Origin of the sequence: Nostoc sp. (assembly GCF_035638895.1) — a bacterium.
Classification (GTDB): domain Bacteria; phylum Cyanobacteriota; class Cyanobacteriia; order Cyanobacteriales; family Nostocaceae; genus Nostoc.
In genome coordinates, this window is sequence record NZ_DASQZC010000158.1 from 32,318 (window position 1) to 50,075 (window position 17,758).

16 protein-coding genes are annotated in these 17,758 nt (G+C 41.4%); 8 read left to right on the plus strand and 8 right to left on the minus strand.

What is annotated here, in order from left to right; all coding sequences use genetic code 11:
* The first annotated feature begins 35 nt into the window (after positions 1–35).
* The 3 genes from VE944_RS07790 to VE944_RS07800 all read left to right on the plus strand — a co-directional run bounded on the left by VE944_RS07790 (position 36) and on the right by VE944_RS07800 (position 2,693).
* Positions 36–1,172, plus strand: a complete 1,137-nt coding sequence (locus VE944_RS07790; RefSeq protein WP_324974735.1) for a cob(I)yrinic acid a,c-diamide adenosyltransferase — start codon at positions 36–38, stop codon at positions 1,170–1,172.
* A gap of 89 nt (positions 1,173–1,261) precedes the next feature.
* Positions 1,262–1,591 (plus strand): type II toxin-antitoxin system RelE/ParE family toxin, encoded by a 330-nt coding sequence (locus tag VE944_RS07795; RefSeq protein ID WP_324974738.1) that lies wholly within the window; start codon positions 1,262–1,264, stop codon positions 1,589–1,591.
* A complete protein-coding gene (locus VE944_RS07800; protein ID WP_324974741.1) occupies positions 1,584–2,693 on the plus strand; it encodes a HigA family addiction module antitoxin in 1,110 nt (369 codons plus the stop codon). The genes VE944_RS07795 and VE944_RS07800 overlap by 8 nt, the downstream gene beginning before the upstream one ends.
* Before the next feature lie 29 nt (positions 2,694–2,722).
* Here VE944_RS07800 and VE944_RS07805 read toward each other — a convergent pair whose 3' ends face one another.
* From VE944_RS07805 to VE944_RS07830, 6 genes are all read right to left on the minus strand, one after another.
* Positions 2,723–3,691, minus strand: coding sequence for a GGDEF domain-containing response regulator (locus VE944_RS07805; protein WP_324974743.1), 969 nt, complete (start codon positions 3,689–3,691; stop codon positions 2,723–2,725).
* Positions 3,688–4,545 carry a response regulator gene (locus tag VE944_RS07810; RefSeq protein WP_324974746.1) on the minus strand — a complete coding sequence of 286 codons (858 nt, stop codon included), beginning with the start codon at positions 4,543–4,545 and terminating at the stop codon, positions 3,688–3,690. Before VE944_RS07810 ends, VE944_RS07805 begins: the two co-directional genes overlap by 4 nt.
* 88 nt (positions 4,546–4,633) lie before the next feature.
* Entirely contained in the window at positions 4,634–4,801 is a 168-nt protein-coding gene (locus VE944_RS07815) for a hypothetical protein (RefSeq protein ID WP_324974749.1), read from the minus strand.
* Between the two features lie 252 nt (positions 4,802–5,053).
* Positions 5,054–5,275 (minus strand): histidine kinase dimerization/phospho-acceptor domain-containing protein, encoded by a 222-nt coding sequence (locus VE944_RS07820; RefSeq protein ID WP_324974752.1) that lies wholly within the window; start codon positions 5,273–5,275, stop codon positions 5,054–5,056.
* Between the two features lie 269 nt (positions 5,276–5,544).
* Positions 5,545–5,781, minus strand: a complete 237-nt coding sequence (locus VE944_RS07825; protein WP_324974755.1) for a hypothetical protein — start codon at positions 5,779–5,781, stop codon at positions 5,545–5,547.
* Positions 5,782–6,232: 451 nt separating this feature from the next.
* Positions 6,233–6,583, minus strand: coding sequence for a hypothetical protein (locus tag VE944_RS07830; RefSeq protein WP_324974758.1), 351 nt, complete (start codon positions 6,581–6,583; stop codon positions 6,233–6,235).
* A gap of 176 nt (positions 6,584–6,759) precedes the next feature.
* Here VE944_RS07830 and VE944_RS07835 point away from each other — a divergent pair, with 176 nt between their 5' ends.
* Together VE944_RS07835 and VE944_RS07840 are read left to right on the plus strand one after the other, a co-directional pair.
* Positions 6,760–8,001, plus strand: coding sequence for an ISAs1 family transposase (locus VE944_RS07835; RefSeq protein WP_414690112.1), 1,242 nt, complete (start codon positions 6,760–6,762; stop codon positions 7,999–8,001).
* A gap of 394 nt (positions 8,002–8,395) precedes the next feature.
* Complete coding sequence (locus VE944_RS07840; protein WP_324974759.1) at positions 8,396–8,614, plus strand: hypothetical protein; 219 nt, start codon at positions 8,396–8,398, stop codon at positions 8,612–8,614.
* A gap of 262 nt (positions 8,615–8,876) precedes the next feature.
* Here the strand turns inward: VE944_RS07840 and VE944_RS07845 are convergent, their stop codons facing one another.
* Together VE944_RS07845 and VE944_RS07850 are read right to left on the minus strand one after the other, a co-directional pair.
* Positions 8,877–10,940 (minus strand): cytochrome-c peroxidase, encoded by a 2,064-nt coding sequence (locus VE944_RS07845; RefSeq protein WP_324974763.1) that lies wholly within the window; start codon positions 10,938–10,940, stop codon positions 8,877–8,879.
* A 225-nt stretch (positions 10,941–11,165) separates the two neighbouring features.
* Positions 11,166–11,492, minus strand: coding sequence for a hypothetical protein (locus VE944_RS07850; RefSeq protein WP_324974765.1), 327 nt, complete (start codon positions 11,490–11,492; stop codon positions 11,166–11,168).
* 110 nt (positions 11,493–11,602) lie between these two features.
* Between VE944_RS07850 and VE944_RS07855 the strand changes: the two genes are divergently transcribed.
* The 3 genes from VE944_RS07855 to VE944_RS07865 all read left to right on the plus strand — a co-directional run bounded on the left by VE944_RS07855 (position 11,603) and on the right by VE944_RS07865 (position 17,590).
* Positions 11,603–13,819, plus strand: a complete 2,217-nt coding sequence (locus VE944_RS07855; RefSeq protein ID WP_324974767.1) for an AAA family ATPase — start codon at positions 11,603–11,605, stop codon at positions 13,817–13,819.
* Between the two features lie 175 nt (positions 13,820–13,994).
* Positions 13,995–14,597: a hypothetical protein gene (locus VE944_RS07860; RefSeq protein WP_324974769.1), complete on the plus strand. Its 603-nt coding sequence runs from the start codon at positions 13,995–13,997 to the stop codon at positions 14,595–14,597.
* Between the two features lie 1,229 nt (positions 14,598–15,826).
* Positions 15,827–17,590 carry a beta strand repeat-containing protein gene (locus tag VE944_RS07865; protein WP_324974773.1) on the plus strand — a complete coding sequence of 588 codons (1,764 nt, stop codon included), beginning with the start codon at positions 15,827–15,829 and terminating at the stop codon, positions 17,588–17,590.
* The last annotated feature ends 168 nt before the right edge of the window (positions 17,591–17,758 follow it).

A 17,758-nucleotide genomic window follows, 5' to 3' on the forward strand; every position in this document is an offset into this window, starting at 1 on the left:
TAAGATTAAAGACTGCCACTTATAGCTTTTGAGAAATGACAAGGAACGGTATTGGTATTCGCACGGCGCAAGTGCGACAGGAACGGCTCGTTGGTCAAATTCACGTCTACGATGGCGTGGGTAAAGGTAAATCCCAAGCAGCTTTGGGGGTGGTTTTGCGCTCTATTGGCTTGGGGATAAATATGCCTAGCAATTCTAACCGCGTTTTACTGCTGCGGTTTTTAAAAGGGCCTGAACGTGATTATGACGAAGATGGCGCGATCGCAGCTTTGCAACGTGGGTTTCCTCATTTAATTGACCAGGTTCGCACTGGGAGAGCCGAATTTTTTGGTCATGAGGAAATTACCACTTTTGACCGAGATGAAGCGACGCGGGGTTGGGATGTCGCTAAAGGTGCGATCGCTAGTGGTTTATATTCAGTTGTTGTCTTGGATGAAATTAACCCGGTTCTGGATTTGGGTTTGCTACCAGTAGATCAAGTGGTAAAGACATTAAAATCTAAACCCCAAGAGTTGGAAATCATCGCCACCGGACGCGCCGCACCGCAAAAGTTGCTTGATATTGCAGATTTGCACTCAGAAATGAAACCTCATCACCATCCAACAGCTAAAGCTCTCTTTCTTGAAGGGATTGAAATTTATACTGGTGCTGGTAAAGGCAAGTCTACTAGTGCTTTGGGCAAAGCCTTACAAGCTATTGGTAGGGGAATCAATCATCCAGGATCTACCCGTGTGCTGATTATGCAGTGGCTTAAAGGTGGTAGTGGCTACACAGAAGACGCTGCGATCGCTGCCTTACAGCAGTCATATCCAGAAGTGGTGGATCATCAGCGCTGCGGTGGAGATGCGATCGTCTGGCGAAATTCCCGACAAGAATTAGATTATGTAGAAGCCGAAAGGGGTTGGGAAATCGCTAAAGTTGCGATCGCCTCTGGATTATATAAAACTATTATTCTTGATGAACTAAATCCCACCGTTGATTTAGAATTACTCCCCGTTGAACCGATTGTCCAAGCTTTACTCCGCAAACCCCGCGACACCGAAATCATTATTACTGGTCGCTGCCAAAATCCACCTGCGTACTTCGACTTGGCTAGCGTCCACTCAGAGGTTTACTGCCATAAACACTATGCTAATCAAGGTGTAGAACTTAAACGAGGGGTAGATTTTTAAGCGTCGCGGATTAGTTTATATGCTAGATTTTCTAGAAATACAACAAATTTGTTTACCAAAATGGTAAACTTATATTAGTGTAGTAAGGCATGGAAATCACCTTCGCTAACGGCAAACTGCAAAGCCTATGCCAAAAACAAGACTTAGCGCAAAGAAAATTGGGTGCAAAATGCGCCAAGAAATTGAGAACCCAGTTGGCTATTCTTGGTGCTGCTAGTTGTGTCACGGAATTAGTTATAGGTCATCCCCATCCCTTAAAAGGAGATAGGGCAGGAGAATTTGCAGTAAACCTAGAAGGTGGTAAACGACTTGTATTTAAGCCAGATAATGACCCCATCCCTCTTAGCGAGGACGGAAGCATTGATTGGTCAAAAGTTACTGCTGTTTGTATTGAATTCATTGGAGATTACCATGACTGAGACAACGCGTGCCTTTACACCAGATTGGGTATCTTCTCCCGGTGATGCCATTGCTGATTTATTAGAAGAGCGTGACTGGACACAAGCACAATTAGCAGAACGTTTAGGCTACACTACAAAACATATTAGCCAGTTGATCAATGGTAAAGCACCCATCAATGAAGAAACAGCCCTGAAACTAGAACGGGTTATGGGTAGTACAGCAGCATTCTGGCTCAGATATGAAGCTCAATATCGCGCCGCTTTGGCAAAGAAAGAAGAAGAAAACCGTTTAAAGGAGTGGACGCCTTGGTTAGATCATTTACCAGTCAAAGAATTGATGAACCAAGGTGTAATTCCTAAGTGCCGTTTAATTGCTAAGAATAAGCCTGATTTGGTAAAAAAGTTACTGCAATTTTTCGGTGTTGCCTCGCCGGAAGATTGGCAGAATTATTACGCAGGTATGGAAGTTGCTTTTCGTCGTACACGCGAAGAGCAAAGTGACGTTGGTGCTATTTCCACTTGGTTACGGTTGGGCGAAATAAGAGCAGAACAACTAGACTGTCCCAAGTACAGTAAACCAAAATTTGAAAAGGCGGTGCGGCAAATTCGCACTTTGACAGTGTTACCGCCAGAGGAGTTTAAACCACAGATGCAAAAGTTGTGCTGGGAAGCAGGGGTTGTGCTTGTTTTAATACCATCAATCAAGAAAGCGCACGTCAGTGGTGTTGCACGGTGGTTAAATCCGCATAAGGCACTGATTCAACTTTCGCTTTATGGTAAAACGAATGACCGCTTCTGGTTTAATTTTTTCCATGAAGCAGCACATATTTTATTACATGAGAAAGACAATATTTTTCTTGATGAATGGAATAGTGGGGAAAGTTTGAAATCGGAGCAGGAACGCCAAGCAGATCAATGGTCGCGGGAATTTTTGATCCCACCTGAGTATGAGGGGGAATTAGTGAAGCTTAAATCTGAAACTGATGTGATTGATTTTGCGGAACGTATCAGTATTAATCCTGCTATTGTTGTAGGTCGGCTGCAACACGATCATTTAATTGATCCGTCTTGGATGAATAGTTTAAAGCTGAGTTTGCATTTTCAAAACATAGAAAGCTGATACGTTGAAAATATGTGAAGTTTGGCGCACTAACAGGAATTTTTACTTTTGGGTAGTTGAATATTCTGCACGAAGCGATCGCGTCCTGCTGCTTTTGCTTGATACAATGCCCGATCTGCGGCGGAAATCATTTCTTCTAGATCAGAATCTGGGTGAGGAATTTCTGTTGTAAACCCGGCGCTCAGGGTAACATAAGGACTAACTTCAGAATTTTTATGAGGAATTGCTAGTTTTCGGACAGCATCACAAATGTTTTCGGCAACATGAGTCGCGCCCTCGGTGTCTGTGTTAGGTAAAATTACAGCAAATTCTTCCCCGCCATAACGGGCAACTAAATCTCCGGGACGTTTAATAATATCTTTGAGCGCTTTAGCAATTTCTTGAAGACAGCGATCGCCTATCCGATGACCATAGGTATCGTTATATAATTTGAAGAAATCAACATCGCAAAGAATCAGCGAAAGGGGACGTTTATCCCGTTTCATGCGCTGCCACTCTTGGTTAAAATACTCTTCAAAGCGTCGGCGGTTAGCTACTTGAGTTAATCCATCGATAGTAGCTAATCGCTGCAATTCCACATTAACGGCTTCTAGTTTTTGCTGTAACTGAGATTGCTCAATTAAGCGTTTTACCCGTTGTCGCAAAACTGCCCAGTGGATCGGTTTGGTAACATAATCCATTGCCCCCACAGCAAATGCTCGGTCAACTGACACTTGATCTTCAAGCCCTGTAACTATTAAAACTGGAGTGTACTTGCTAAAATCAAAATTTTGTAACTGAGTGCAACACTCGAACCCATCCATATCTGGCATTATGGCATCAAGAAGTACTATATCAGGATGCAATTGCTTAAAAACTTTTATTGCCTCTATGCCATTTTGAGCTTCCGCTATTTGATAGCCTTCCCGCTCCAAGAAATGCCGCAATATCAGGCGCATAAAAGGTTCATCATCAACAATTAGAACTAAAGATTGGCTTTCTTGAGCATCAGCTTTCATGGTACATCCTTCGCAACTTCTTGTTCTAAGGCAGCTTTAACTTGTTCATATTCCTGATATAGTTGTGAGATTAATTCTAGGCTGTTTTCTAATTTACTGCTGTATCCCTGTGCTTCTAACACCTTGCAAAGCTGTGATAGAGCGATCGCTCCAACAGAAGCACTGCTAGACTTAAGTTGGTGGGCTGTGTTCAATAGAGTCTGGGCATCCTGAGTTGTGATAGCTGTGCTGATATCTTGCACCAATCTCGCCGTGTCTGTAAGATAACACTCAATCAGTTCAACAAATGCCACACGATCTCCTCGGAGCATATTCTGCAAAGATTGGAGAATTTTAGCATCGATTTTGGCGGTTTTTAATGTCTGATTTTGCTCTGATTGTAAAATATATGCGGAAGGTTGCAATTCTAAGCACATCACCTTACCTTGTTCTCCTCTGGAAGTGAATTCAGAACTTTTTTGGGGTGGGCATTTGCTAAGTGCCTCAGCTAACTCTTGAAGCTGAATGGGTTTGCTAATGTAGTCATTCATACCAGCAGCAAGACAGACTTCGCGATCGCCCCGCATTGCATTAGCAGTTATCGCAATGATATAGGGACGAAAACCCACTCCCCATTCTTGACAGATTCTTCGAGTTGCTTCTAACCCATCCATTTTGGGCATGTGGACATCCATCAACACTAGGTCGAATGGCTGTTTTTGCAAAGCCTTTAGCACTTCTAACCCATTAGTTACGACATCCGCCACATAACCAATTTTCTGGAGCATCAGTAGGGCAACTTTTTGATTGACAATCGTATCTTCTGCCAGAAGAATCCGCAGTGGCAGTCGATGGGCTAAATGCCGATTAGCCAAGGAAAATGAGAAATACTGTCTGGGATTGGCTGATTTGCCAAAACACGGGTAATAACATCGTAGAGTTGAGACTGTTTGATCGGTTTATTCAAACAGGCAGCAAACTGGACATCATTAAAATCAGAGGAAGTTTCTGAGCTAGGGTTATGCCATCCATTTCCGACATCTGCATATCTAAAATGGCAATATCAAACTGCGTTCCTTTAGCAAGTTGAGCTAAAGCTGCTTTACCAAATTTGCCAGCATAAACCTGCATCTTCAAAGCACTTCTCCATTTTCAGTAAATTTAATGGCATTGTTGAGAAGATTCATCAAGACTTGACGCAGACGTGTCATATCGCCGATGATCTGAGTAGGAACTTATGGCTCGATTAAGTAAGCTAGTTCGATATCCTTTTGGGCAGCTTTATGAGCTAATAGGGAAATAAGCTGTTATGTATACAACTTACACAATCAGGGCGGGCAAGATGCCCACCCCACAAGCATATTGAAAAAATATTAGTGCAAATTAAAGGCGCAACAGCTTAGCTTGCTCCACACAAGCTCTCAAATCAAAAGGCTGTTCTTCTAATTCCAGTTTGCCCGACTCAATTTTAGAGAAATCTAGAATGTCGTTGATGATGATGAGCAAAGCATCTCCGCTACTGTGAACTGTTTCCACTAAGTCTTGTTGTTCAGGTGTGAGGTCAGTATCGAGCAATAGATCAGTCATGCCAATAACAGCATTCATTGGAGTCTCGCTTACTAACATTCTACGCGCAAAGGCTTACTGGCTTGGAAACTCGGATTTAAAAACGTAAAATACAAAGGTTGATATGCTTATTGACAACATCCAGAATTTTTAAGTGAAGCGTGAATTGTAAATCTGGAGTTGTAAGCGATGTCTTTGATGAGCTACGCCTACACATTTTTAATTTTTTATCGACGAAGGCAGAGGGCAGTTCTAGCTTACAGAAAACTGCCCTCTTTCAAAATAGGTTTATTGCCTATACTTGTACCTTAAATTACAGCTTCTTGGCGTTGACAATCAAAAACAACCATGTAAGAAGCATTTGGTTTTTCCTGGGGGAGGTGCCGCATATAGCCTTCGGCATCAGAACGGCTGCGGAAGCGAGCAACAATCTCCCGTTGCGTATTAGGAAGTAGACGAGCGATCGCCCAAGAATTAAGGCGTTCTTTATAAGCAATAGCTTGATTGTCTGATTTAGAAGCTTTGTAATCCGTATTTTCTGGCATAATTATGTTAACCGTATGAAGTTTAATGAAGGGCGTTAATTAGTTTCTAGGTAGGAATGCACTAACGCTTTTTTTTTATGCTGCTGCCACCTTGTTATTCGATTCTTGAAAAATTGTCAACACTGAGCGCTATATTTTAGACTACTGAAGTTGAAATTTTCAGGTAGCAATGAATCTCAAAGCCTTAATTTGTAATTGTTTCCAGGGCATAACAATGCTCAAGCAGAAAGTTTGGCAAATATTGGGTTTGTATGATTTGGATGCATACACGTAAGTAAAATCTGTATCAGTGTTAAAATGAACGCAAACGTCTTAAAAAATACTATTAAAAAATTTATATCTCAAAGCACTTAAAAACGAAAACAACAGAAAAAAGCGTGCATTCTGACTGAAGGCGGAGCAAGAGTTGCTCCACCCCTAAATTTTTTTTCAATTTTACCTATCTCTTCCTTCACCACTCCTTATTTAGTAGGGATTCAAATTCAGCTTGTAAGGCGGTTATATCCGCCAATCTTGCGACTAGTAAATTATCCTTACCAGCATCAGTTAAACGTACTTTCCAATAACGAATGCTGTCTGAGTTATTCAACCAAAACTGAATAACGGTATCTACCACTTGATCCAGATTCCAATCCCACTTTGCTGGAACTGATTCCACTGATTCTAGAAACGTATCTAGTGTACAGGTATGCATTCCCAAGTATTCCACGCCTTGGCGGGGTGGTTTTTGCCCATTTTGCTGTTGGTGATTAAAAAACTGCAAAAGTGGAGATACTCCGACAATATCAAAAGTGTATTTCATGCTACCACTCCCAATTTTAAATTAATTGCAGTAAAGCAGGGTAAGCGCATTTAATTTTGTACCTTAAAATACAGAATATTTGATCCATAAATGCAGAGGAAATTGGAATTGGGTATTAAATATGTTAAGTAGTACGCTAATAAGTAAAGCGTCTATTTTACATCAGGGTCAGTCTCATGAAATCAGGTTTCAACTCTTCTAATAATCCTCGTAGCTTATGCTCAAAGACTTTGAACATAGCAAACGCAGCAGCATTAACAGAAAAGATGGAATCGATTTTTAACGAAATAAAAGACCCTCGTATAGAAAGAAATCGTGTGCATTTATTAACAGATATTTTAATCATTGCCATACTATCAGTCATCGCAGGTGCCAAGGGATGGGAGGACATGGAGAATTATGGTTTAAGTAAATACGAGTGGTTGGAGCAGTTTTTAAAATTACCTGAAGGTATACCTTGTGCGGATACGTTTCGGCGAGTTTTTGAGCGTATTAATCCAAAAGTATTTGAGCAATGTTTTAGACGTTGGGTTGAATCAATAGTTGAGACTACAGGAGCGCAAGTAATCCCTATTGATGGGAAAACCCTCAAAGGCTCTTATGATAGAGGGTTGGGAAAAACAGCATTGCACCTAGTTAGTGCATGGTCGAGTCAGCATCGCCTTGTTTTGGGGCAAGTCAAAGTGGCTGATAAATCAAATGAAATTACTGCAATTCCTGCATTGTTAGAGCTATTAGATATTGCTGGATGTATTATTACAATTGATGCAATGGGTACACAAATTGCGATTGCATCTCAAATTTTCAATGCGAAAGCTGACTACGTTTTAGCACTTAAAGCTAATCATCCCACCCTTCATGCACAAGTTAAAGAATGGTTTCTTGCACAATTGCTGTTTCGTTTTGAAGGAATTACCCATAGCTATGACGAACGAGTAGAAAAAGGCCATCACCGTACTGAAAAACGGCAAATTTGGTGTGTCCCGGTTTCTCAATTACCACCTCTACACAATCAAAGTGATTGGGCTGGACTTCAATGCGTGGTTATGGTTGTACGTGTCAGACATCTATGGAACAAAACTACCCGCGAAGTGCAGTTTTATCTCACTAGTTTAGATTGCGATGCTCGTAAATTAGGACAAGCAATTCGCCTCCACTGGAGTGTTGAAAATGGGCTGCATTGGACTCTAGATGTTACCTTCAATGAAGACGCTTGCCGCGTCCGTACTGGTCATGCCCCGCAAAATTTATCATTGCTGCGGCGAATTGCACTTAACGCTTTGAATCTAGAGCAATCGTTCAAACGTAGTAATCGCCAAAAATCCAATCGAGCCGCTATGGATAACAATTATATGTTGACGATTTTAACTACTTGCTTATCTCATCATAATCATGCTGAAAAGCCTTGCTGTCAATAGGGTTTGAAATGCGCTTACCCTGATTGCAGTAAAGCTTTAGTTTTTTCTAATATAACGTCTAAGAAGTAGCTAAAGCATCTAAAAAAAGTAGAGTTTATATCTATACAATAAGTACTAAATCTCAGCTAAGAATTAGCACTAACAAGCCTTGAGTGCTAATTTGTTTTAATAGTTTGATTTTTTATTAAGGAGTTAAAGTAATTGATTAAGAGGTGTAGATAGGAATCGAAAATTATTTAATTCTTAAAAAACTTAATTAATAAATATCTCCATATTTTCAAAGAAAGGGCTACCATTAGATGAATCTAAATACATTTTTTTCAGGTGAAGCTGGTAACATACTCGTTGTAGTTTGCATTTACGAGTGAAAACGTAAAAACACTCATTTACTGAAATGATTGTTATCTTGCGGCTAAGTAGAACAATTGCCTACTTTTTATGTCTTAAGAGCGACGGGATGAGGGGGCTAGCACTGCAATCGTTAAAGTACTGGGACGAATATAATTGTCATAATCAATCCCTGTGGTTAGGGATTAATTATAGCGATCGCTTATACGGAACTGCGATCGCTTCTCTACTGGATAAAATTCCCAAGTTCACTATCCTGTTATAGCGGTTATCAAGAAAGAACACCTCAGGCAGTCGATGCCTCACTTCAGGGTTTTCACCAACCGCGACCATATTATGTAGAGACTGTTAACCAATAAAATAAAAATCTCCACCAAATACAAGATAAATTCGAGTGCATACTCCGCATTAAGCGGCGATAAATTAGCGTCAGTTTGTAAGTATGCAAAGATCAGGGGGACAAGGAAGTAATTTTTTTTTCGCTTATCTCCCCCTGTGATACCTGAGCAACGAACTCAAATTGCTAGTTAGTTCAGGAAATTTGGAGTACCTTTACCACCATTCTTACCTACAGCAGGAATTTCTAGTAGGTTATCGGCAGCTTTGCCAGTACCATCATTGGCAACATACATAGAGTTACCTAGATGTCCATTAGGAACGAACAGTTGCGGGTGGTCAAAGGGCCCTTTCTCAGAGACAACTCGCTCATCAGTGAGTCCTTTCAGGAAAGCCACCAAGTCATCTTTTTCAGATTCGCTTAATCCCAATGGGCGGAGAACCCCGTCCTGGCGGAAATCTCCACCACGATTATAGAAGTCCACCACTTGTGGCAAAGTCAAATAGCCACCATTGTGGAAGTAAGGAGCTGTGAGTTCTATATTGCGTAGTCCAGGAGTCTTAAACTGTCCGTCTGCAACTACTGTGTCATTGGAAGTAACTGTAATATTGGGGCTTGAACCAAGAAGTAGTGGGAATTTCCCCAAAGCAGCTACCCCCGACTCCGAAAGCGGATTACCAAATGGGTCTCCACCACCAACACCGATATCTTCTAGGGTGGGTCTAACACCGATGTTGAAGTAACCTCTGTCCGAGACGGTTCTGGGAGTGGTGGTAGTGGCTCTAAGTCTTTGGTTCTTGACGTTGCTAACCGAGGCGCTGGTGAGTTCCAACCCACTATGGCAGAAGATGCAGGCAGCTTTACCCTCGAATAGTTGTTTGCCTCGTTGTTGCTGGACGGTGAGGGCGGTGGTGTTTCCTTCTAAGAAGCGATCGTAGGGTGTATCGTTGGCAATGAGTGTAGACTCGTACAACTGAACTGCAAGCCCAAAGAATAGCGAGAAGTTATAATCTAACAGCCTGTACTCATTGGTTTGGGAAGAGTTATCAGCGCTGTTGACAAAAGTCCGTTTACCTTCAGCATCAACTTGGATGAGTTGATTAGAGTTCCACCACTCTGGCTTAAAGGCATCTTTAATCAGATCCTCGTAGGTTTTATCCTTGAGTCCGGGTTGAGGATATCCACTGTCTGCACCTAAAACGCTGTCTTGTGGATGCACAATCTGTTTGCCTAGTGGTGTGAGTCCAGACAACTTTTGCCCCAGGACTCTGGGGAGCTTTGTACCCCCAATTGACAGAATATTTTCCAGCGAACCATTGACAACTATAAATTTGCTGAGGTCAATTTGACCAAACTTATTACCAATTTCTTGAAAAGTGCGACCATCAGCAGACGACTCAAAGGAACTGAGTGGTGGGCCGACCGCCTGGGAAGCCAAAGACGAATTATTCAGGCTGACTTTGACAAATTTAAGCTGATTTGGGTTTTCTGCTTTCACCACAGAGGCGTTAGGGTCTCTTAAACCGAAGGGATTCACCCCATTAAAGATATCTTGTGCCCTTCCATCCCAGAAGTTGCGGAAGTTGAATGCTGCATTAATTACGGTTGGCGTATTACGCGGCTGGACGCGGCGCACATTGATACCTGCCACTTTAAACACTGGATCTGGCTCACTTGTTTCTACGTCTCTTGAGCTACCGGGTATAACACCAACAAATTTTGTATTTGCGACTCCTTGAGAGGAGCTAACATCGTTATTGTCAGATACCACAGTCGTAGAATCATTTGGATTTGACAGCTTGTGAAAGGGAAAATCTTCTTTTCTTAGCTGGTAGTTTGGCGCGCCGCCTATATTAAAAATTATATCTGGATTCTCTGTACGGTCAGCGTTAATTCGCAAAAGCCCAGGAGCAATCTGATTTATGGATCTATTGTCGGCTCCAGCATGGAAGTGGCAAGTAGCACAGGAGGTCTGTCCGTCGCTCCCAACCTGCATATCCCAAAAAAGAGTCTTTCCTAACTTGATTGCAGCTGCTTTACTTTTTACAAAGTCTCCAAGATTGTCAGGTTCTGGAACCGATACGCTCTTGAGCGAAACTGGAGGCGACCCCGTAACCTGCGCGGATACACTATTTCCAGCGATTACTGCTACCATAACAATCACAGCAATTGCTATAGTCTTGGAAAATCTTGTTCCTAGTTGGTTAAGCAAGCCATTGCCAAGTCTCCACCATTGGCAGTTTATTTTTGTCATCAAAGATTTGAGCAAAATTCGACCTCTTGAGGTCAGTAGGAAGTAAATTGATAAGCCAGTAATAAAGGTTACTAAGCTTATTATTGGTATAATTCCCATGAGTTTTGTATACTTACGCAATGCCAGATCAAGTAAACCTCAATTAATACTCGTCAAGCAAGTACCTGTATAACTTACATTGGGCACACAAGTTTTATGCAGAACCAGCCAATTATTTACAAAAGTTTATAAAAAATTCTGTTTGATAATTTGACAGCGTAGTGTCTGTTGAGTTTTCAGCTCTATCTCATAAGTTTTTCGCAGACGACACGCAATATTTATAAAAGTTCGCTGCGCTACAGCCAATGTTTTCTCCATAACCCGAAAATGACGACGGGTCGCACAATGATTGGGGTCATTGTGACTATTGGATTTTAGAGCGATCGCCCCAAATTTTCTAACGCAGTTGTATTTGTTGAAGTCGATACCCTTAGCGTCATTGGTGTGTAGCAGTAAATCATCGCACCCAAGACACTTACAATCAATAGGCTGACGATGCCAGCTAACACCCAATAAACCAGTAATTTCTTTTTAGATATCAATTATCGTTATAGTTTTTTACTTTGAAAAAGCATAAATTTTTTATGGCTCGAAAAACCCCACCTCCAAAGACGTATTAAATAATGGACTTATTTGACCAGCATCTTGCAAAAATAACTGAAGAATCAGCACCCCTGGCGGCTCGGATGCGTCCACGGACACTTGATGAATTTATTGGTCAAGAGCATATTATCGGACAAGGAAGGCTACTGCGGCGTGCTATTAGTTTAGATCAACTGTCTTCTTTAATCTTTTCTGGGCCACCAGGGACTGGCAAGACTACTTTAGCGCGTGTTATTGCCAACACGACCCGCGCTCACTTCATTGCTATCAATGCTGTACTCTCAGGAGTTAAAGAAATTCGATCGGCAATTGAAAAAGCCCAAGAAGAGCGCAAGTTTCATAATCAACGAACTATTCTTTTTGTCGATGAAGTCCATCGTTTTAACAAGTCTCAACAAGATGCTCTATTGCCTTGGGTAGAGAATGGTACAATCATTCTCATTGGTGCTACCACCGAAAATCCTTTTTTTGAAGTCAATAAAGCACTTGTCAGCCGTTCGCGGATTTTTCAACTTCAGCAATTAACTGATAAAGATTTATACAAAATTGTTGAGCAAACACTAGCTGATTCGGAACGCGGTTATGGCAAGTTAACAGTACAAATTGACGTAGATGCTTTAGCTCATCTAGTTAATGTTGCCAATGGTGATGCTCGTTCATTATTAAATGCCTTGCAACTGGCTGTAGAGACTACATCCCCGGATGCTACAGGTATTATTCATATTCCCCTAGCAGTGGCAGAAGAATCAATTCAGCAACGTGCTGTTTTATATGATAAAGAAGGGGATGTCCATTTTGATACCATCAGTGCTTTTATCAAGAGCTTACGAGGTTCTGACCCAGATGCAGCACTCTACTGGCTAGCCAAAATGGTTTATGCAGGTGAAGACCCGCGTTTCATTTTCCGTCGGATGTTAATTCTTGCCAGCGAAGATGTCGGATTAGCTGACCCTCAAGCAGTTGTTGTTACGAATGCTTGTGCCGAAGCGTTTGATCGCGTGGGAATGCCGGAAGGACGTTATCATTTGGCGCAGGCGGTACTTTATTTAGCGACTGCACCAAAATCCAATAGCATTATGGGCTTTTTTGATGCTTTAGCCGCAGTAGAAATTGAAAATGTTGCTCCCGTTCCCACTCATCTTAAAGATGGCAATCGGGATAAAAAAGGTTTTGGACATGGGGCGGGTTATCTCTATCCTCACGCTTACCGAGATCATTGGGTAGAACAGCAATATTTACCCAAGAGCTTGCAAGGTCAATTATTTTACCAACCATCAACCCAAGGTTATGAACACCAAATCGCAACACAAGTGGCACGTCGTCGAGAAGCTCAACTTGCTGCAATAGTAGAAGGTATTGGTGTTGCACCAGTAGAAGTGATGACTTATGGAACTGTTGACCGAGCAGATGAGCGCTGGTTACAACGCACACTTTCTCAGGTAAGTACACAATTAGCATCTGTGCGCGATCGCATTTTTACTTTCGCTCAATTACAACGTCATCATTTAGTATTAGATATTAATGCTGCCACTGGTTTACTTACTTGGGAAGCAATCCGGCAAGTTCCAGAAGGTGGAGTTTATGCCTGTGTCCGTAATAGCTCTGATGCCAATGCTTTAAATGAACAAGCTGCGGCACTTCCTGAAACGATGCGACCAATAATTTTTACTGCATCTGTTGCACAGATACCTGCGATACTCCTGTCTCTTGCACCAAATGTACAGTTTGACTCTATTATCGGGCGCAATGTACTAGCCTCTCAAGCGGATAAGGGGCTTGCTGCTCAAATTTTAACTCAATTGCTCCCGCACTCAGTCAAACTTATTTTAAGTGAGACAGTACCTCGTCATACCCAAAGGTTTTACCGCTTACTGCCCAACCAAAATTTAGATGCCCAATTGTATGAGCAATTAGTTTTAGCGGAAGAAGCTATTTATACAGATGCCTCTGATCCCATGCTTAACTGGGACACTGACGATTTGCGTCACGCTTTTGCTTCAAGTGGACACTACGTACAAGTGGTTGTTGAACAGTATTTGACACCATTGTATATCTCTGATAATTTTATCAAGCGTTTATTTACTGCTAATCCTAATCGACCAAGCTATGCAGATCGTCTGGCTGCAAATTTGACCAGTGAGGAAATAGACATTATTAAAAGTTTATTTATTCGTTACTTACTCAATCAATCCGTTACTTGGTCAAGCACTATGGCATTTTTAAAGATTAGCGGATGAATATTTTCTGGCTCCCAAATCTCAGTCATTTACAGTTATGATTTAAAAAATACAATTGCTATTATACATGTCATAATAAAAACAGATAACTGAAGAATCGGTGACATTTATTCCTTGACTTCGTTTGAAATTTGTTTGCCAATTATCTGAGCGCACTAAAAAATTTTACAGAATTATGCCAATTAAAAAACACATTCATTTGAATATTGGAAGTTTCCTTAATCCAGTAGATAAAAAGATAATTGTCAATTTAGCTAGCGAAGATATTTTAACCTTAATCACGCAAGAATTAAAAACTCGCTACTCTCCAGAAACTCAAAAACAATTACTTGAGGAGAGTTCCCAGTTGTTGCCTGATTTCGTGTTACAAGAATTATTAAAGCGCCAAGAACAGGTAGTAAACGTTAACCCCGATACCTTGATAATGGTTAATTGCCAGATAGCAGAGGTAGAGGCCGATGACTTGGGATTCGATTTAAATGTCGAAGCATATTTTGTCATTACAGATACAACAGGTCAAAATCATTTTCGGGCTAATAAGATAGTCCTTTGGTCGAATATATGGGGTGATGAACAACGGCTTTTTGATTTAGAAGATGAACTAGGTGACCAATTCTGGACAAATTATCAAATCCAGTTACTTTTTGATGAAAAAGAGCATCAAACAATTCAACTAGAAGTGTCACAAATAGATGATTATACAGCGAGGTTAGAATTTTACCCATCGTTGAAAAGGTTTTTACCATCCATAGTTCCCTTTACGGATAATGAATTTTAAATTGTTGGAACATTCGTATTATGCAGCTTAAATACCGATTAGCTTAATTATTACTACCGCGTGGTTGATGCGTCATCATCTGAGACTTCAGGAAGTGTAGTCGCAGGTTTGACTGATTTTCCTGACTGATTTGATTTCCTAGATAATCAGTCACCCAAAAAGGAAAATTTACAAAGGAATGATGCCTTAGACTATGGCTCTTTTTCAAACCAGCGATTTTGACAAAATTAGTGCCAGATATCCATTGTTGCCTACGTTCGGCAGCTTAGGAATATTAATTGTACTTAGGTAATTGCGGCATTGTCTAATAACCCAAGTGTCAGGTTATTACGCAAACGACAAGAGCAAAATATAAAGAATACGTTAAGCTCAGTACTTATAATATCTCAGTAAGTAGGCGAGAATAAATCAAACTATATTAAGTAATACAAAATATCTTAAAATGTTTTAGAGCAAGGGATGTAGCCCTTGTTTGAGAACTAAAATCATCACTACAAACCTTTAATTATTTACGCCGCTCTACTTACATTTATAAGTCGATAACATAAAGATTATGCGAAGATATTTCTTGAATTATAGACATATAAATCATTTTTCGGTATTTAATTGTTATCAAGTTATCTGCATGTTGCCTATTTCCAAGTGTCGAATAATAAATTATTTTTCGTTATTAACACTCTTAAAAGATGTTTTAAAGTTACCAAAAGGTATAATTTCGCACTTCTGACTTCAAACAACTCCAAGGAAAATCTAGGTTTTAGCCATATACTGAGATGTTTTCCTGTGCTGGCACTTGAAAGCAAAAGACCTGATTTGCCAATCGGTGGTAAGGCCAACGGCAGTGACTTTAGCCGCTCAGGCTCGCGCGACTACCTGACTTTTCTACCTCATTTAAAAAGCCGACGAAGAACCTAAACCCTTTCTCGATAGAGATGGGGAAAAGTTAAAATCTCTCTCGGTCATAGGAGGCTACCATTTACACACAAGTGCCGCAAAGGTTTCAACTCTTTTAGCCCCATAAATACCCAAATTTCGGGCGACTTGAAACTCTATTTCTCCCCCTATTTTTACGACTAGGGCAACCAAAGCAATTTTCAGATGGGATTATACAGACTTGTGTGTACACCGTGGCTCATAGGAGGGGAGAGATTTTCCAAATACGGTGAAAGTCTGGTATGAGAGCAAGTAGTAAATGTAATTTTTTATATTAAAAAACTGGAGTAACCTCAATGTCTATATTTACCGTGACTAACACCAAGAACAGTGATGCAGGTTCTCTGCGGCAGGCAATTTTAAATGCCAATGCCTTGGCAGGAAAAGACATCATCAATTTTGGTGGACTGTTTAATGATGGACTCGCTCATACCATCAGTTTGACTGGTAGTAGTCTGAGTATCACAGATGACCTTACCATTCAAGGCACAAATCCAGGCTTACTAACTGTTAGTGATAATAGTGCTGACCGTGTTTTTGACATTGGCAATGGTGTAACTGTTGCAATCAACGGGCTAACTATTACCAATAGCTATAAAAACGCCGGCGGAGGCGGTGCCATCTCCAATCAAGGCGTCCTTAACTTGAGCAACACTACCATCACTGGCAATACTGCGGAATACGGCGGTGCTATCTTTAATGAAGGCACCCTATCGGTGAGCAACAGCACCATCACTGGCAATTCGGCGACAAACAACGGCGGCGGCATCTTCAGCTCTGGCATTCTATCAGTCGATAAAAGCACCATTAGTGACAACACTGCATATAGAGAAGGCGGCGGCATTTACAACTATGTTTTTAAGGAGAACGGCAACCAGAATATAGGCATCGTTACCGTGAGTAATAGTACCATTCGTGCCAACACTGCGGAATATGGAGGCGGCGGCATCTTTGGTTACGAGTTTGGCACTATAACGGTGAGTAAGAGCCTCATCAGTGATAACAGTGTCAGCTTCAGGTCTAGCTACTATGGCGGCGGCGGCATCTTCAGTTCTGGCATCCTATCAGTGGATAGGAGTAGCTTCATTGACAACACTGCGGAATACGGTGGTGGTATCTATGGTAGCTACGAAGGTGCTATAACCGTGAGTAACAGTCTCATTAGTAACAATAACGCCAGCAACGGTGGCGGCATCTACAGCAGTGTTACTCTCTCAGTAAATAATAGTACCATTAGTGGCAACACTGCGGAATACGGTGGTGGTATCTATGACGGTATCAGTCTTAATCAGGGTGATGGCACTATAACGGTGAATAACAGCCTCATTAGTGACAATTCGGCAGGTACAAACGGCTCCGGTGGCGGTATCTATGTTAGCGGCACTACAATCGGCGGTACTATAACTGTGAATAACAGTCTCATCAGTAAGAACCACGGCTACTTAGGCGGCGGTATCTACAACGAAGGCACTATAACCCTGAGTAACAGCAGCATCAGTAATAACTATGCGGAATACGGCGGTGCCATCTATAACCCAGGCTTTATCATTCCGGGTTACCGTGGTCCAGATGTACTAGTATATGGCAGCATTACAGTTGAGAATAGTACTATCAAACACAATAAGGCTACCACTGGAGGTGGAATCTATAATCAGGGTACCCTATCGGTAAGTAATAGTACCATTAGTAATAACTATGCCAGGGATTACGGTGGCGGTATCTACAACGAGCCGTTAGGAATCGTTACCGTGGACTATAGCACCATTAGCGGCAATCAAGCACACTTTGGCGCTGGCATCTATAATAGTGCCACCCTAACAGTGGGAAATAGCACTATCAAACACAATAAAGCTTTTGGGATCGAACTTAGTTCTGGTAGTTACGAGTCTGGACGTGGTGGCGGCATTTACAACTCTAGCGCTGGCACTGCTACACTGGATTACAGCAGCATTATTTGTAACTTTGACATCCCACGAAAGAATTCAACTAAGGTTATCAAGCTGGATAATGTCGTAGGTAAATTCATCACCAAAGCTTCATACGTCAAAGCTCGCCAGTGACACCTGCTTTCGGTTTACCCCTAAGTTGGACTTTTCCTCCATCTACGCTGACGGATGTAACTGATTGTTTAGCAAGTGGTAGTTAAAAATCTTGCAAAAAGTATTGGGAATTGGTGAAGGAGACTTGCCACGATGGGTTTGCTCAATTGGTGTCGTTTGCGCCACAGT

What these genes read in the sequence shown, in the direction of transcription:
- VE944_RS07790 (WP_324974735.1), top strand. Translation starts at nt 36, where the DNA reads ATGACAAGGAACGGTATTGGTATTCGCACGGCGCAAGTGCGACAGGAA.
- VE944_RS07795 (WP_324974738.1), top strand. Translation starts at nt 1,262, where the DNA reads ATGGAAATCACCTTCGCTAACGGCAAACTGCAAAGCCTATGCCAAAAA.
- VE944_RS07800 (WP_324974741.1), top strand. Translation starts at nt 1,584, where the DNA reads ATGACTGAGACAACGCGTGCCTTTACACCAGATTGGGTATCTTCTCCC.
- VE944_RS07805 (WP_324974743.1), bottom strand. Translation starts at nt 3,691, where the DNA reads ATGAAAGCTGATGCTCAAGAAAGCCAATCTTTAGTTCTAATTGTTGAT.
- VE944_RS07815 (WP_324974749.1), bottom strand. Translation starts at nt 4,801, where the DNA reads ATGCAGGTTTATGCTGGCAAATTTGGTAAAGCAGCTTTAGCTCAACTT.
- VE944_RS07820 (WP_324974752.1), bottom strand. Translation starts at nt 5,275, where the DNA reads ATGAATGCTGTTATTGGCATGACTGATCTATTGCTCGATACTGACCTC.
- VE944_RS07825 (WP_324974755.1), bottom strand. Translation starts at nt 5,781, where the DNA reads ATGCCAGAAAATACGGATTACAAAGCTTCTAAATCAGACAATCAAGCT.
- VE944_RS07830 (WP_324974758.1), bottom strand. Translation starts at nt 6,583, where the DNA reads ATGAAATACACTTTTGATATTGTCGGAGTATCTCCACTTTTGCAGTTT.
- VE944_RS07835 (WP_414690112.1), top strand. Translation starts at nt 6,760, where the DNA reads ATGAAATCAGGTTTCAACTCTTCTAATAATCCTCGTAGCTTATGCTCA.
- VE944_RS07840 (WP_324974759.1), top strand. Translation starts at nt 8,396, where the DNA reads ATGATTGTTATCTTGCGGCTAAGTAGAACAATTGCCTACTTTTTATGT.
- VE944_RS07845 (WP_324974763.1), bottom strand. Translation starts at nt 10,940, where the DNA reads ATGACAAAAATAAACTGCCAATGGTGGAGACTTGGCAATGGCTTGCTT.
- VE944_RS07855 (WP_324974767.1), top strand. Translation starts at nt 11,603, where the DNA reads ATGGACTTATTTGACCAGCATCTTGCAAAAATAACTGAAGAATCAGCA.
- VE944_RS07860 (WP_324974769.1), top strand. Translation starts at nt 13,995, where the DNA reads ATGCCAATTAAAAAACACATTCATTTGAATATTGGAAGTTTCCTTAAT.
- VE944_RS07865 (WP_324974773.1), top strand. Translation starts at nt 15,827, where the DNA reads ATGTCTATATTTACCGTGACTAACACCAAGAACAGTGATGCAGGTTCT.